This is a genomic window from Bacillus paramobilis (assembly GCF_038096195.1).
Taxonomy (GTDB): domain Bacteria; phylum Bacillota; class Bacilli; order Bacillales; family Bacillaceae_G; genus Bacillus_A; species Bacillus_A mobilis.
Genome location: NZ_CP151108.1, coordinates 1,502,538 through 1,518,273 on the forward strand (window position 1 = coordinate 1,502,538; position 15,736 = coordinate 1,518,273).

Annotated in this window: 17 protein-coding genes and 1 other annotated feature; all 17 genes read left to right on the top strand. The window is 36.9% G+C overall.

Translation table 11 applies throughout. From position 1 onward, the window contains the following. The first annotated feature begins 38 nt into the window (after nt 1-38). The 17 genes from ftsZ (at nt 39) to uraA (ending at nt 15,642) form a co-directional block, all read left to right on the top strand. The gene (gene ftsZ / locus AABL52_RS07960) at nt 39-1,193 is read left to right on the top strand and encodes a cell division protein FtsZ (RefSeq protein WP_000888981.1); all 1,155 of its coding nucleotides are present in this window, start codon (nt 39-41) and stop codon (nt 1,191-1,193) included. 383 nt (nt 1,194-1,576) lie between these two features. Beyond that, complete coding sequence (gene spoIIGA, locus AABL52_RS07965; RefSeq protein ID WP_000261977.1) at nt 1,577-2,494, top strand: sigma-E processing peptidase SpoIIGA; 918 nt, start codon at nt 1,577-1,579, stop codon at nt 2,492-2,494. A gap of 19 nt (nt 2,495-2,513) precedes the next feature. Further along, nucleotides 2,514-3,233: an RNA polymerase sporulation sigma factor SigE gene (gene sigE / locus AABL52_RS07970; protein ID WP_000976947.1), complete on the top strand. Its 720-nt coding sequence runs from the start codon at nt 2,514-2,516 to the stop codon at nt 3,231-3,233. 157 nt (nt 3,234-3,390) lie between these two features. After that, nucleotides 3,391-4,170 carry an RNA polymerase sporulation sigma factor SigG gene (gene sigG, locus AABL52_RS07975; protein WP_000197753.1) on the top strand — a complete coding sequence of 260 codons (780 nt, stop codon included), beginning with the start codon at nt 3,391-3,393 and terminating at the stop codon, nt 4,168-4,170. A gap of 172 nt (nt 4,171-4,342) precedes the next feature. After that, nucleotides 4,343-4,621: a YlmC/YmxH family sporulation protein gene (locus AABL52_RS07980; RefSeq protein WP_141523825.1), complete on the top strand. Its 279-nt coding sequence runs from the start codon at nt 4,343-4,345 to the stop codon at nt 4,619-4,621. A gap of 120 nt (nt 4,622-4,741) precedes the next feature. Next, nucleotides 4,742-5,560: a peptidoglycan editing factor PgeF gene (gene pgeF, locus AABL52_RS07985; protein ID WP_033656388.1), complete on the top strand. Its 819-nt coding sequence runs from the start codon at nt 4,742-4,744 to the stop codon at nt 5,558-5,560. Then, on the top strand, nt 5,557-6,231 hold the full coding sequence (locus tag AABL52_RS07990; RefSeq protein ID WP_000218032.1) for a YggS family pyridoxal phosphate-dependent enzyme: 675 nt from the start codon (nt 5,557-5,559) through the stop codon (nt 6,229-6,231). Before pgeF ends, AABL52_RS07990 begins: the two co-directional genes overlap by 4 nt. A gap of 19 nt (nt 6,232-6,250) precedes the next feature. Next, the gene (locus AABL52_RS07995; RefSeq protein WP_000119136.1) at nt 6,251-6,721 is read left to right on the top strand and encodes a cell division protein SepF; all 471 of its coding nucleotides are present in this window, start codon (nt 6,251-6,253) and stop codon (nt 6,719-6,721) included. Nucleotides 6,722-6,727: 6 nt separating this feature from the next. Continuing rightward, complete coding sequence (locus tag AABL52_RS08000; RefSeq protein ID WP_000633797.1) at nt 6,728-6,991, top strand: YggT family protein; 264 nt, start codon at nt 6,728-6,730, stop codon at nt 6,989-6,991. A gap of 15 nt (nt 6,992-7,006) precedes the next feature. Beyond that, nucleotides 7,007-7,774: an RNA-binding protein gene (locus tag AABL52_RS08005; RefSeq protein ID WP_000029716.1), complete on the top strand. Its 768-nt coding sequence runs from the start codon at nt 7,007-7,009 to the stop codon at nt 7,772-7,774. 89 nt (nt 7,775-7,863) lie between these two features. Then, complete coding sequence (divIVA, locus tag AABL52_RS08010; RefSeq protein WP_001131611.1) at nt 7,864-8,370, top strand: septum site-determining protein DivIVA; 507 nt, start codon at nt 7,864-7,866, stop codon at nt 8,368-8,370. A gap of 51 nt (nt 8,371-8,421) precedes the next feature. Beyond that, nucleotides 8,422-8,646: a binding site (T-box leader), on the top strand. A gap of 71 nt (nt 8,647-8,717) precedes the next feature. Next, nucleotides 8,718-11,483 carry an isoleucine--tRNA ligase gene (gene ileS2 / locus AABL52_RS08015; protein ID WP_000455967.1) on the top strand — a complete coding sequence of 922 codons (2,766 nt, stop codon included), beginning with the start codon at nt 8,718-8,720 and terminating at the stop codon, nt 11,481-11,483. Nucleotides 11,484-11,639: 156 nt separating this feature from the next. Further along, entirely contained in the window at nt 11,640-11,969 is a 330-nt protein-coding gene (locus AABL52_RS08020) for a molecular chaperone DnaK (protein ID WP_001004659.1), read from the top strand. Nucleotides 11,970-12,093: 124 nt separating this feature from the next. Further along, on the top strand, nt 12,094-12,552 hold the full coding sequence (lspA, locus tag AABL52_RS08025) for a lipoprotein signal peptidase LspA (RefSeq protein WP_000642179.1): 459 nt from the start codon (nt 12,094-12,096) through the stop codon (nt 12,550-12,552). Between the two features lie 4 nt (nt 12,553-12,556). Then, the gene (locus AABL52_RS08030) at nt 12,557-13,465 is read left to right on the top strand and encodes an RluA family pseudouridine synthase (RefSeq protein ID WP_341519139.1); all 909 of its coding nucleotides are present in this window, start codon (nt 12,557-12,559) and stop codon (nt 13,463-13,465) included. 204 nt (nt 13,466-13,669) lie between these two features. Then, on the top strand, nt 13,670-14,212 hold the full coding sequence (gene pyrR, locus AABL52_RS08035; RefSeq protein ID WP_001156490.1) for a bifunctional pyrimidine operon transcriptional regulator/uracil phosphoribosyltransferase: 543 nt from the start codon (nt 13,670-13,672) through the stop codon (nt 14,210-14,212). Between the two features lie 146 nt (nt 14,213-14,358). Beyond that, nucleotides 14,359-15,642, top strand: coding sequence for a uracil permease (gene uraA / locus AABL52_RS08040; RefSeq protein ID WP_000435930.1), 1,284 nt, complete (start codon nt 14,359-14,361; stop codon nt 15,640-15,642). Nucleotides 15,643-15,736 lie beyond the last annotated feature (94 nt).

Below are 15,736 nucleotides of genomic sequence, written 5' to 3' on the forward strand. Positions count from 1 at the left end.
ATTGGACACGAAAAATGAGGTTCTAGGGGGATTTCGACATGTTAGAGTTTGATACTACTCAAGATCAATTAGCGAATATAAAAGTTATCGGTGTCGGCGGTGGCGGAAACAATGCTGTAAACCGTATGATTGAACACGGTGTACAAGGTGTAGACTTTATCGCTGTGAATACTGATGCACAAGCATTAAATCTATCAAAAGCTGAAACAAAAATGCAAATTGGTGGAAAATTAACACGTGGACTTGGTGCAGGTGCAAACCCCGAAGTAGGGAAAAAAGCTGCAGAAGAAAGTAAAGAACAGATCCAAGAAGCACTTCGTGGTGCAGATATGGTCTTCGTAACTGCTGGTATGGGCGGCGGAACTGGAACTGGTGCAGCTCCAGTTGTTGCTCAAGTTGCCAAAGAATTAGGCGCATTAACAGTTGGTGTTGTAACACGTCCATTTACATTTGAAGGACGCAAGCGTGCAACACAAGCAGCATCTGGTATTGCGGCATTTAAAGAAAATGTAGATACACTTATTGTAATTCCAAATGATCGCTTATTAGAGATTGTTGATAAAAATACGCCGATGTTAGAAGCATTCCGTGAAGCAGATAACGTATTACGTCAAGGTGTTCAAGGTATTTCTGATTTAATTGCAACACCAGGTTTAATTAACTTAGACTTCGCAGACGTAAAGACAATTATGTCTAATAGAGGTTCTGCTTTAATGGGTATTGGTTCTGGTAATGGAGAAAATCGTGCTGCTGAAGCTGCGAAAAAAGCGATTTCTAGTCCATTATTAGAAACATCTATTGATGGAGCTCAAGGTGTTATCATGAACATTACGGGTGGAGCTAACTTAAGCTTATATGAAGTACAAGAAGCGGCAGACATTGTAGCTTCAGCTTCAGATCCAGAAGTAAATATGATTTTCGGTTCTGTTATTAATGAAGGATTAAAAGATGATATCGTTGTAACTGTAATTGCAACTGGTTTTGATGATAGTGCTGCGACGCAGCCACCAAAACCAATTATTCGTCCGACTGCGAATCACACGCAACAACAGCAACAGCAAGTAGCTCAACCTTCAAAACAACGTGAAGTTAAGCGTGAAATGAAACGTGAAGAGCCGGTTGTGCATGAGCGTCATACAGATTCAGATGACATCGATATTCCAGCATTCTTACGTAACCGTCGTAGACGATAAAAGAAAAGGAGCTTTCATGCTCCTTTTTTGTTTTATACAGGGAAAAGATCTGCTAAGCAGGTCTTTTTTTATTTTATATATTTTGATTTATCCGGCTGTTTTTTGGGCAGTAAGACCCCCACCTGAAAATTCAGCGAAAGCAAAGAAGTTAGGTGGGGGGCGGGCTGCTGCCCGTAAAGGCCCGATTCGTGAGGGCTGATTAAAGTTTCACTTTATATGTAAGCAAACAAGTATAGTATTCTATGAAACGTATACTTTTATTTTTTACCGACAGATTCTGTCTAGAAAGCACAAAATAACAAAAAAACACCTCCGCAAATTGACACACTTTCCTATTGGATATGCATTATACTAGTCTCAACTCAAAAAAAGAGGTGAATTGTTTGGTTGTTTACGCCGACGTTGTTTGGTTGTTAAACGCCTGCATTGATTTTCTTTTACTTTTATTAACAGCTACCGTGTTAAAAAAGAAGATCAAAAGATGGAGGCTTGTGTTAGGGGCATTTATAGGTTCAACCATTGTTATTTTTGCCTTTACTCCTTTTGCTTCTATGATGACACATCCAATTATGAAACTACTGTACTCGTTACTAATTGTGTATACAGCATTTGGGTTTACAACGTTTAGAAATTATGCACAAACTGTTTTTACTTTTTACTTTGTAACCTTTATGGTTGGCGGAGGGTTAATTGGCACTCATTTCTTTTTGCAAACGAATGAAATGGTAAATGGATTGGTTCAATCTCAATCCATTTCTTATGGTGACCCAATTAGCTGGTTGTTTGTTGTTTTTGGTTTTCCAGTAATTTATTATTTTTCTAAAAAGCGTATTGAAAGCGTAGAGGTTACAAAAATACACTATGATCAAATTGTAAAATTGAAAATTCAATTAGCTGAAGAGGAACTAGAACTCACAGGTTTAATTGATAGTGGGAACCAACTTTACGACCCGTTAACAAAAACACCCGTTATGATTATGCATATTTCATCATTAGAACATTGCTTGCCAGCGTGGTTAACAGAACAAATTTATTCCAAAACAGAGATTCCTCAAATACCAGAGAATGATTCTGGGTGGGCGACAAAATTACGATTAATTCCTTTTCGAGCAGTAGGAGTAGAGAGTCAATTTTTATGGGCCGTTAAGCCAGACAGTGTGCAAATTGATTATGAAGGTAGTTCTATTGTAGTCAGCAAAGTATTGATTGGATTAAATACACAACAGTTGTCAACCAATGGAGAGTATCAATGTATTGTGCATCCGAAAATGTTAATTTCGCAAAAAGTAGTAATTGCTTAATAATGGGAGGCGGGATAATATGATGAAATTAAAATTTTATTTAGTATACCTTTGGTATAAAGTATTGTTGAAATTAGGAATTAAGACCGATGAAATTTATTATATTGGTGGAAGTGAAGCGTTGCCACCACCGTTAACGAAAGAAGAAGAGGAAGTTCTTTTGAATAAATTGCCAAAAGGAGATCAGGCAGCAAGATCGTTACTGATTGAACGTAACTTACGGCTAGTTGTATATATAGCAAGAAAGTTTGAAAATACAGGGATAAATATTGAAGATTTGATTAGTATTGGAACAATCGGCCTTATTAAAGCGGTTAATACATTTAATCCAGAAAAGAAAATAAAATTAGCAACATATGCCTCACGTTGTATAGAAAATGAAATTTTAATGCATTTGCGCCGGAATAATAAGAACCGATCAGAAGTTTCTTTTGATGAACCGCTTAACATCGATTGGGACGGGAATGAACTTTTATTATCGGATGTATTAGGTACAGACGATGATATTATTACAAAAGATTTAGAAGCTACTGTAGATCGTCATCTTCTAATGAAAGCATTGCATCAATTAAATGATCGTGAAAAACAAATTATGGAACTTCGGTTTGGGCTTGCTGGAGAAGAGGAAAAGACGCAAAAAGATGTGGCGGATATGCTTGGGATTTCACAGTCATATATTTCGCGTTTAGAAAAAAGAATCATAAAAAGATTACGAAAAGAATTTAATAAAATGGTGTAAAGAATAAGACCAGCCGTTATCTAGGCTGGTCTTATTCTCTTTCGTTGTATGAGAAGAGACAACGAAAATGAAAAATGAAGAGAAAACCGCATGCATAAAATCCCCTTCAAAGGAAATACTTTACACTGTACAGCAACTCCCGATAGGAGGGAACACTTTGACGAGAAACAAAGTAGAAATTTGCGGTGTTGATACAGCTAAACTTCCCGTACTAAAAAATGATGAAATGCGTAAATTATTTCGTGAAATGCAAAGTGGAGAGATAAGCGCAAGAGAGAAATTAGTGAATGGAAACTTACGTCTTGTACTGAGCGTCATCCAAAGATTTAATAACAGAGGAGAATATGTTGACGATTTATTTCAAGTTGGTTGCATCGGACTTATGAAATCCATTGATAATTTTGATTTAGGCCAAAATGTAAAATTCTCAACGTATGCTGTGCCAATGATTATTGGGGAAATACGCAGATATTTGCGTGATAACAATCCGATTCGCGTATCTCGATCATTACGAGATATTGCGTATAAAGCATTACAAGTAAGAGAGAAATTGATTGCAGAAAATTCAAAAGAACCAACAGCAATGGATATTGCAAAAGTGCTTGAAGTGACTCATGAAGAAATTGTTTTTGCTTTAGATGCGATTCAAGATCCAGTTTCATTATTTGAGCCGATTTATAACGATGGGGGAGATCCTATTTTTGTTATGGATCAGTTAAGTGATGAAAAACAAAAGGACGAGCAGTGGGTTGAAGAGTTAGCATTGAAAGAAGGAATGAAGCGTTTAAATGATCGTGAGAAAATGATTATTCGAAAACGTTTCTTCCAAGGAAAAACACAAATGGAAGTTGCAGAAGAAATTGGGATTTCTCAAGCGCAAGTGTCACGTTTAGAGAAATCAGCTATTAAACAAATGAATAAGACGATTCAAGGATAAGGTTTCACCATTTATGGTGAGACCTTTTTATATGCAATATAGTTTGTCTTCGCTCATAGTAGGGAAGCTGTATTCATATAATGAAAATCATATGGGGTTAGTTGAGAGTGCTTCCTGTAAATTTGAGAAACAGTGTTTTTTCAATTCGTCATATATAAGGGAGAGGATGAAAATGATAAGAATTTCGGAGTTGCAGATGAAAGAAATTATAAATGTTTCAGATGGAAAAAGGCTTGGGAATATTGGAGATATCGAAATCGATATGAACACAGGAAAGATTGGGTCTATTATTATTTCCAAACAGGCACGCATGTTAGGGATTTTTGGGAAAGATTTAGAAATTGTAATTCCTTGGAAGGAAATTGTGAAAATTGGAGAAGATGTCATACTTGTTAGAGTAAATCCTGTTAATTCTGTAACAGAATCAATACAAACACCGACAATTTCATAAAGAATATTACAAATTCCTCTTTTTTTTCTGTTGGGATTATGAAAAAATAAAAGTATGGTAAAATAGACAGGAAGTACCATGCTTTTTTATGTTATTTTAATTAAAAGGAGCCGCTTTATGATAATAGAACCATTTAAATATGTGGACGGTATACTGTATTTACAAGCGTGGAAAGAACTTGGAAACATTACTGCTGGATTTACGACAAAAGATGGTGGGATAAGTACGGGCTCCTTTCATGCGATGAATTTAGGATTACATGTGAATGATATCGTGGAGAACGTTCATGAAAACAGACGCATTTTAGCAAATAAGTTACAAAAACCATTAGAAAACTGGATTTGCTCTGAACAAGTTCATGATCATCATGTTGAAAAAGTAGGACAACAGGAAAAAGGAAGTGGCGTCTATTCATATGAAGACGGTATTTCAAAAACAGATGGCATTTATACGACTGATAATGATGTTCTTTTAACATCATGTTACGCGGATTGTGTTCCACTCTATTTTTATGCGCCATCACATGGTATGATAGGACTTGCGCATGCTGGATGGAAAGGGACTGTAAAAGAGATTGCAAAGGAAATGATTCAAAAATGGAATGCAGAAGGGATTTCAAGTGATGAAATTCATGTTGCAATTGGACCAGCAATTGGATCTTGTTGTTACGTTGTTGATGATAGAGTGTTAACAGCAGCAGAGCAAGTAGTAAACGGTTCTGTCCCTTATAAAAAAATTTCTGATGGGCAGTACGCAATTAATTTAAAAGAAATTAATCGTATATTATGTGTACAAGCAGGCATAAAAGAAGAGAATATTGTAATGTCATCTCTTTGTACAAGCTGTGAAGAGCAACTATTTTTCTCTCATCGTCGTGATCAAGGTAAGACAGGGAGAATGTTGAGTTTCATAGGTTTTAAGGAGGAAGAAAGCAAGTGACAGTACAAAAAAATTTAACAACTGTAAACGAAGCAATTAAACAATCTTGCGCACGAGCGGGACGTTCGTTGCAAGATATTAAACTCGTTGCAGTTACAAAAACGGTAGGAATTGAAAAGACAAACGAAGTAATTGAAGCTGGAATTATCGATTTAGGTGAAAATAGAAATGAAGGTTTCTTACAGAAGTACGAACATTTCGGTTCAAAAGTGAATTGGCATTTTATTGGATCATTACAAACGAGAAAAGTAAAAGAAATCATTAATGAAATTGATTATTTACATTCGTTAGATCGTCTTTCACTTGCAAAAGAAATTCAAAAACGTGCTGATAAGAAAGTGAAATGTTTTATTCAAGTGAAAACATCATCTGAAGAATCAAAGCAAGGATTGGCGATAGAAGAAACGATTTCTTTTATTCAAAGTTTGCAAGAACTGGATAAGGTTGAAGTGGTTGGACTAATGACAATGGCTCCGTTTACAGAAGAAGAGGAAGAAATCAGACGCTGTTTTAAGGAGTTACGTAAGCTACAAACAGAGGTGCAGGAGCTAGAATTATTGCATGCGCCATGTAGAGAGTTATCAATGGGAATGTCTAATGATTACACGATTGCAATTGAAGAAGGTGCTACATATATTCGTTTGGGGACGATTTTAGTAGGAAAAGCGTAAAAGGAAGGAGAATCTTATTATGAGTTGGTCAAAAGTAAAATACTTCTTTTTTGATACACCGGAAGAAAAAGAAGCAGCTCAATATAGTTATGAAAAGGAGCAAACAGACATGAAGAAGCAGCAAGATCCGCCTGAACAACAAGATGTTACGTTTCCAAAAGCGCAACCGAAACAAAATGTTGTGAGCATTGAAACCGCAAAGCAATCTTCAAAAGTTGTTTTATTAGAACCACGCACGTATTCAGAAGCGCAAGGGATTGCGGACCATTTAAAAGGTAGACGAGCTGTTGTGATTAATTTACAACGAATGTCTACTGATCAAGCTGTACGTATCGTTGACTTTTTAAGTGGTACTGTATACGCTATAGGCGGGGACATTCAAAAAATAGGACCGAAAACATTTATGTGTACGCCTGAAAATGTAGATATTGTTGGTGCAATTTCAGAGTTATTCGGTGAAGAAGAAGACACAAATATAAAGAGGTGGTAATACGCCATGATAACAGTTTTAAACGTTTTAATTACTGCTATCGAGATTTACTCGTGGGCACTTATTATTTACATTCTCCTATCATGGTTCCCAGGTGCGAAGGAATCGACTTTTGGAGATATTCTTGCGCGTATTTGTGAACCGTATTTAGAACCATTTCGCAGATTTATCCCGCCGCTTGGTATGATTGATATCTCTCCACTCGTTGCGATTTTTACATTAAAGCTTGCTACGAAGGGTTTAGTAAGTATATTCGGCTATTTCTTATAGTAAGAGGTTAAATACATGAGCATCTATGAACATTTCAGACCCGATGAAGAGGTCTTTGTGGATAAGGTGTTAGAGTGGAAGCGAGTAGCGGAGTACCATCAAGTGAAGTTAACAGACTTCCTTGATCCAAGACAACAACAAATTGTCACTATGGTGATAGGTCAAGGGGATGTTTCTGTACAGTTTGATGGTGCAACGCCTCATGCAGAGCGCAAAAGAGCACTCATTTATCCGGACTATCTAGTAGTAAATGAAGAAGAATTTCAAGTAGAAGTATTGGAAATTGACTATCCTTCCAAGTTTTATACGCTAGAACATAGGCAAATATTAGGTACATTTATGTCTCTCGGTTTAACGAGAGAAAAGTGTGGTGATATTTTGCTTCAAGAAGATCGTGCCCAAATTGTAGTCGCAAAAGAAGTTGTATCTTATATTGAGATGAACTTACAAACTATAGGGAAAGCGAAAGTTTCCTTATCGCCAGTGCAAGGAGAAAAAATTCTACAGATGCAAGAAACGTGGGGAGAGAAATCTGGAACGGTTTCTTCACTTCGTTTAGATGTTATGTTAGCTGAAATGTTACATATATCCAGACAAAAAGTACAACCTTTCATAAAAAATGGTTTAGTAAAAGTGAATTGGAAAACAGTGGAGCAAACTTCTTATGAATGTTATCCAGGGGATGTTTTTTCAGTGAGAGGATATGGGCGAAGTAAATTGTTTTCTGTAGAAGGTAGAACAAAGCGCGACAAATGGAGAATTTTGTATGGTATACTAAAATGATTGGTTTTTTAGAAGGAAATCCTCCTATTTTGTCGAAGAAAAGATATAATTGAAAGAGGAAATTTAGATAATTACTTGGAGGTGGCGTTGTGCCGTTAACACCATTAGATATTCATAACAAAGAATTTGGTCGCGGATTCCGTGGCTATGATGAAGATCAAGTAAATGAGTTTCTTGATCAAATTATCAAAGATTATGAATTAGTCATTCGTGAGAAAAAAGCTTTAGAAGAAAAAGTCGCGCAATTAGAAGGAAAGTTAGATCATTTCTCTAATATTGAAGATACGTTAAACAAATCGATCGTTGTTGCACAAGAAGCAGCGGAAGAAGTAAAACGTAATGCGCAAAAAGAAGCAAAATTAATCGTACGTGAAGCTGAAAAGAATGCAGACCGTATTATTAACGAAGCGTTAGTAAAATCAAGAAAAGTTGCTTTTGATATTGAAGAGCTAAAGAAACAAGCGAAAGTATTCCGCACTCGTTTCCGTATGTTACTAGAAACACAGCTTGAAATGTTAAACAACGATGATTGGGATAAACTAATTGAGTTAGAAGACGAAGTAGATGAACTGTTGAAAAAAGAAGAAACAGTGTAAGCTTGACGTTTTTCTCATTATTACATATAATTTTAAACAACATATTTATTAAGAAAAACGAAGATAGGGATAAGTACCTTTTTCATACCTTATATAGCGAACTGAGGATGGTGTAAGCTCAGGATAAGGAGATAATGGGAATATCACCCTGGAGTTCCGCGCTGAACAAATAGAGTAAGCGTAGGCGTATATTCGCGTTAAGAATATAAAGAGGATTGTATACCTATGTATAGGATCTACTAGGGTGGTACCGCGGGAGACTTTCTCGTCCCTTTTTGGGATGAGAAGGTCTCTTTTTTATTCCGTTTTTTAAGTGTTTCTTTTATACATGTAAGGAGGAATTGAGCATGGAGTACAAAAATACATTACTAATGCCAAAAACAGAGTTCCCAATGCGTGGGAATTTACCAAAACGTGAGCCTGCAATGCAAGAACAGTGGGCTGAAATGAATATTTATGAAAAGGTACAAGAACATACGAAAGGTCGTCCTTTATTTGTATTGCATGATGGACCTCCATATGCGAATGGTGACATTCATATGGGACATGCGTTAAATAAAGTGTTAAAAGACTTTATTGTTCGTTATAAATCAATGACTGGTTACTGTGCACCATATGTACCAGGTTGGGATACACACGGTTTACCAATTGAGCAAGCTTTAACAAATAAAGGTGTAAAGCGTAAAGAAATGACAGTTGCGGAGTTCCGTAAGTTATGTGCAGAGTATGCATATGAGCAAGTAGAACGTCAACGTGAACAATTTAAGCGTTTAGGTGTACGTGCTGATTGGGATAACCCATACATTACTTTAGAGCCAGCTTATGAAGCGCAACAAATTAAAGTGTTTGGTGATATGGCGAAAAAAGGTTATATCTATAAAGGGCAAAAACCAGTTTACTGGTCTCCAACGAGTGAATCAGCTTTAGCAGAAGCTGAAATTGAATATCAAGATAAAAAATCAGCATCTATTTACGTAGCATTCCCTGTAAAAGACGGAAAGAACGTATTAGAAGGTGATGAGAAATTCATTATCTGGACAACAACACCTTGGACGTTACCTGCAAACTTAGGTATTTCTGTTCACCCAGAACTTGAATACGCTATTGTAAAAGTAAATAATGAGAAATATATTATTGCTTCTGAACTATTTGAGACAGTTGCAAAAACGTTAGAGTGGGAAAATACTGAAGTTGTGAAAACGGTAAAAGGTAGCGAACTTGAGTATACAGTTGCAAAACATCCATTCTACGATCGTGATTCATTAGTTATGCTAGGAGATCACGTAACAACAGATGCAGGTACAGGTTGTGTTCATACAGCACCAGGACACGGGGAAGATGACTTCGTTGTTGGTAAAAAGTATGGATTAGAAGTACTTTGTCCAGTTGATGATAAAGGTGTATTAACAAATGAAGCACCTGGATTTGAAGGTTTATTCTATGATAAAGCTAACAAGCCAATTACAGAGAAATTAGAAGAAGTAGGCGCGTTACTGAAACTAACATTCATTACGCATTCATACCCACATGATTGGAGAACGAAAAAACCAATTATTTTCCGTGCGACAGCACAGTGGTTTGCATCTATTGAAGCGTTCCGTAAAGAATTATTAGAAGCTGTTGCGGAAACAAAATGGGTACCGGCATGGGGAGAAACTCGTCTTCATAATATGGTTCGTGACCGTGGTGACTGGTGTATTTCTCGTCAGCGTGCATGGGGTGTGCCAATCCCTGTATTCTATGCAGAAAATGGCGATCCAATTATTACAGATGAAACAATTAACCATGTAGCAGATTTATTCCGTGAGCACGGTTCTAACGTATGGTTCGAGCGTGAAGCGAAAGATCTATTACCAGAAGGATTTACACATACAGGTAGCCCGAATGGTGAATTCCGTAAAGAAACAGACATCATGGATGTATGGTTTGATTCAGGTTCTTCTCACCAAGCGGTATTAGAAGAGCGCGATGACTTACAACGTCCAGCTGATTTATATTTAGAAGGATCTGACCAGTATCGTGGTTGGTTTAACTCTTCATTATCAACAGCAGTTGCTGTAACAGGTAAAGCTCCATATAAAGGCGTACTAAGCCATGGTTTCGTATTAGATGGTGAAGGACGTAAAATGAGTAAGTCGATTGGAAACATCGTCGTACCGAAGAAAATTATGGATCAATTAGGCGGAGACATTTTACGCTTATGGGTATCTTCTGTTGACTATCAATCTGATGTACGTATTTCAGATGATATTTTAAAACAAGTAGCAGAAGTGTATCGTAAAATCCGTAACACATTCCGTTTCTTATTAGGAAACTTAGATGACTTTAAGCCAAGTGAAAATACAGTAGCTGTAGCTGAACTTCGTGAAGTAGATCGTTACATGCTAGTGAAATTAAATGACTTAATTACAAAAGTAAAAGAAGCATATGAAACATACGACTTCGCTGCTGTATATCATGCAATTCATAACTTCTGTACAATTGATTTAAGTTCATTCTACTTAGACTTTGCAAAAGACATTTTATACATTGAAGGTGCAAACCATGAAGATCGTCGTGCAATTCAAACTGTATTATATGATGTTCTTGTTGCGTTGACGAAACTTGTAACACCAATCTTACCGCATACGGCCGATGAAGTATGGCCATATGTTCCAGGTGTAACAGAAGAAAGTGTACAATTAACTGATATGCCAGAAGCTGTACAATTAGATGGTGCGGAAGAATTAAAAACAAAATGGGATGCATTTATGACATTACGTGATGACGTATTAAAAGCGTTAGAAGTAGCTCGTAATGAAAAAGTAATCGGTAAGTCATTAAATGCAAGCATTACGTTATATCCAACTGCAGAAATGAAAGCTATGTTAGAGTCTATTAGCGAAGACTTAAAGCAATTATTCATCGTCTCTGAGTATAAACTTGGTGGCATGATGGAAGAAGCACCAGCAGATGCGCCGAAGTATGAGCATACAGCGGTTGTTGTTGCTCAAGCAACTGGTGAAACATGTGAACGTTGTTGGGTAGTTTCAGAAACAATTGGTAAAGATGCTGAACATGAAACATTATGTGAGCGTTGTGCAACAGTTGTTAAAGAAAACTATGTAAAGTAATAAAAAACTGACTGTGCCTAAGTGCAGTCAGTTTTTTTATTGAAGATATATTGAAATGACTTTCACTCTCTTTCCTATGAAGGAAAAATGTGTGTGAGGTAAGCATAGAAATTTCGGACACACTAATCGTACATTGCAGCTGGGAGGAATGTACACGTGAATGAAATGTATATGGAAATCAAAGAAGAATTGCAATTGATGCGAAAAGAGTTACAAGAGAGGCTAGCTAAAGAGGTCATGCACAAATATGATACAGAGTTTAGCGAAGAGCTTGGATATGAAATTAAGGAAGAGATAAAGAAAAAACTCCTATTACATGATATAAAAGAGGACTTAAAAGATGTAGAACGCGCATTATTTAAAATGGAAATAGATATGTATGGTATTTGTGAAGAGACAGGGAGAGTAATTTCGGTAAAACAAATGAAGACGATGCCGACTGCCCGTACCATTCATGAATTTTTCTATGAAAAAGTAAATGTATGAATGCGCACAACGATATTATATTACCTTTTTTTAATTTATTTTATTCTTCTATAAAGGTTCATTGTGAAAAGGTTGCAGCTATGCTAAAATTTTGAGGTACACTGTCTTTGTGGGGGAAATGAAAATGATATATTATGTAATAGCGTTATTTGTCATTGCCATCGATCAAATATCGAAATGGCTAATTGTAAAGAACATGGAATTGGGTACGAGCATTCCGATTATCGATAATGTATTATACATAACATCACATCGAAATAGAGGAGCTGCCTGGGGGATTTTAGAAAACAAAATGTGGTTTTTCTACATTATTACAGTCGTTTTTGTAGCATTTATCGTAATTTATATGAAAAAATATGCGAAAACAGACAAACTTCTAGGAATTTCATTAGGTCTAATATTAGGCGGAGCAATTGGTAATTTCATTGATCGTGTATTTAGACAAGAAGTAGTGGATTTCATTCACGTGTATATTTTCTCGTACAACTATCCAGTATTCAATATAGCTGATTCAGCATTATGTATTGGTGTTGTATTAATTATTATTCAAACATTATTAGAAGGCAAGAAAACGAAGGAGTAATTGAATGAGTGAAGTAGTACAAGTAACAGTTGCAGAAGAACAAAAAAGCGAGCGAATTGATAAATTCGTTGCAGAAATAAACAGTGAATGGTCACGTTCACAAGTACAACAATGGATTAAAGAGAATGTTGTTACAGTTAATGGAAAATCGGTAAAAGTGAATTATAAAGTGAAAGAAAACGATGAAATTACAGTAACGATTCCTGATCCAGAAGAGTTAGATATTCAAGCAGAAGATATGAACTTAGAAATTTATTATGAAGATGCAGATGTACTCGTTGTTAATAAGCCGCGTGGTATGGTTGTACATCCAGCACCAGGTCATACAAGTGGTACGCTTGTGAACGGTCTTATGCACCACTGTACAGACTTATCAGGCATTAACGGTGTAATGCGTCCAGGTATCGTGCATCGTATTGATAAAGATACATCAGGCCTATTAATGGTTGCTAAAAATGATATGGCACACGAATCACTTGTAAATCAACTTGTAGCAAAAACAGTAACAAGACGTTACAAAGCGATTGTACACGGTGTTATTCCGCATGATAAGGGAACAATTGATGCTCCGATTGCTCGTGATAAGAAAGAGCGCCAAAGTATGACGGTTGATGAAAATGGTAAGCATGCTGTTACGCATTTCCAAGTGATAGAGCGATTCAAAGATTTCACACTTGTAGAATGTCGCTTAGAAACAGGCCGTACACACCAAATTCGTGTTCATATGAAATATATTGGCTATCCACTTGCAGGAGATCCAAAGTATGGACCCAAAAAAACATTAGACATGAATGGGCAAGCACTTCACGCAGGTATTTTAGGATTCGACCATCCTCGCACGGGTGAGTATATTCAGTTTGAGGCACCGATTCCAGAAGTGTTTGAAGATGCATTAAATATTTTACGAAAATAGTATTGACAAATCATAAGAAAACTGAGATACTGACAACAGTTAAATAATGATCCTTTAACACAGCCCCGTGAGGTTGAGAAGGTAACGGTTTGAAATACATAGGGTATGCTGTACCCTTTTTTCAAAAGTCCTCTCGCACACGCTGAGAGGACTTTTTTTATACCATTACTCTCACGCAAGAAAAAAAGCTTGGAGGTGTAGAGCATGCAAGAGAAAGCAGTCGTTTTAGATGACCAAATGATTCGCCGCGCTTTAACACGAATTAGTCATGAAATCGTGGAACGAAATAAAGGTGTCGATAATTGTGTTCTTGTCGGAATTAAAACTCGTGGAATTTTTATTGCACAACGTTTGGCAGAACGAATTGGTCAAATTGAAGGAAAAGAAATGGAAGTTGGAGAGCTAGATATTACGTTATATCGTGATGATCTAACACTACAATCAAAAAATGAAGAACCACTTGTAAAAGGTTCTGATATCCCTGTAGATATTACGAAGAAAAAAGTTATCCTTGTAGATGATGTATTATATACAGGAAGAACAGTTCGAGCAGCAATGGATGCTCTTATGGATTTAGGTAGACCATCACAAATCCAACTGGCGGTTCTTGTTGATAGAGGTCATCGTGAACTACCAATTCGCGCTGATTATGTAGGAAAGAACATTCCAACATCAAGTGAAGAGCGTATCGAAGTTGATTTGCAAGAGACAGATCAACAAGATCGAGTAAGCATATACGATAAGTAAAGCCCTTTTAAATGTAGTCCTGTGAGGCTGCCAAAGGGTCTTGGCTTTCATATGTCAAATTTGGCATACGAAAGTGTAGGACTCTTTGTGCACAGGCACAAAGAGTTTTTTTATTGCAAAGAATTAAACTGAAGGAGGATGTAACAATGGAACAAAAGCCAGTGTTAGACGTTAATGAAGTACCGAAACCGGGAAAATGGTTATTTTTAAGTATACAACATTTGTTCGCGATGTTTGGATCAACAGTGCTTGTTCCGTTTTTAACAGGATTGAATCCGTCAGTAGCATTAATATCAAGTGGATTAGGAACGCTAGCGTTTCTTCTTATAACGAAAGGTCAAGTACCTGCCTATCTAGGATCATCATTCGCCTTTATCGCACCGATAATAACAGCGAAAACAGCAGGTGGACCTGGAGCAGCAATGCTCGGTGGGTTGCTAGCAGGACTTGTGTACATCTTAATTTCACTCGGAATTAAGAAGTCAGGATCAGAGTGGATTATGAAATTACTTCCGCCAATCGTAGTTGGTCCAGTCGTAATGGTAATCGGTCTAGCTTTAGCGCATACAGCAGTTAACATGGCGATGAACGGTGCGGATGGCAAATATAGCTTTACACACTTTTCAGTAGCATTAGTAACGTTAGCAATTACAATTATCTGCTCTATATTCGGAAGAGGATTTTTCAGTATCATACCAGTGTTACTTGGTATTATCGGCGGATATATCTTCGCTTACTTCCAAGGGCTAGTAAACTTAAAGCCGATAGCTGAGGCAAAATGGTTTGTTGTACCAGATTTCACAGTACCATTTGTAACATATACTCCGGAGTTTTCGTGGAAGATTGTACTCTTGATGGTACCAGTTGCACTAGTAACAATTTCAGAGCATATCGGACATCAAATTGTACTTGGAAATGTTATTAAAAGAGATTTAATTGAAAAACCAGGTTTACACCGTTCAATCTTCGGTGATGGAGTAGCAACATTAATCGCATCACTTATCGGTGGACCACCGAATACAACGTACGGTGAAAACATCGGTGTGCTAGCAATTACGAGAGCATACAGTGTATACTTATTCATCGGTTCAGCAGTGTTCGCAATCATGTTTGGGTTTATCGGTAAGATTTCTGCACTGATTCATTCGATTCCAACACCGGTTATGGGTGGTGTATCAATCTTACTATTCGGTGTAATTGCATCAAGTGGATTACGCATGATGGTAGATGATAAAACAGACCTAAGTGACAAACGAAACTTAATGATTGCATCAGTAATACTAGTAATCGGTATTGGTGGAGCGGTACTTCACGTAGGAGAATCGTTCCAAGTAGAAGGAATGGCACTAGCAGCAATTGTAGGTGTACTGTTAAATCTACTACTACCAGAAACGAAACAAATAAAACAATCTAAGCAGATTGCTTCATAATAATAACCTTTTAATTCAGTCCTGTGAGACCGGAAAGGGTGGCTTCTTTCTTGCACCCTAGTCTCACACGACTAGGGTATTTTTATACAAAGGT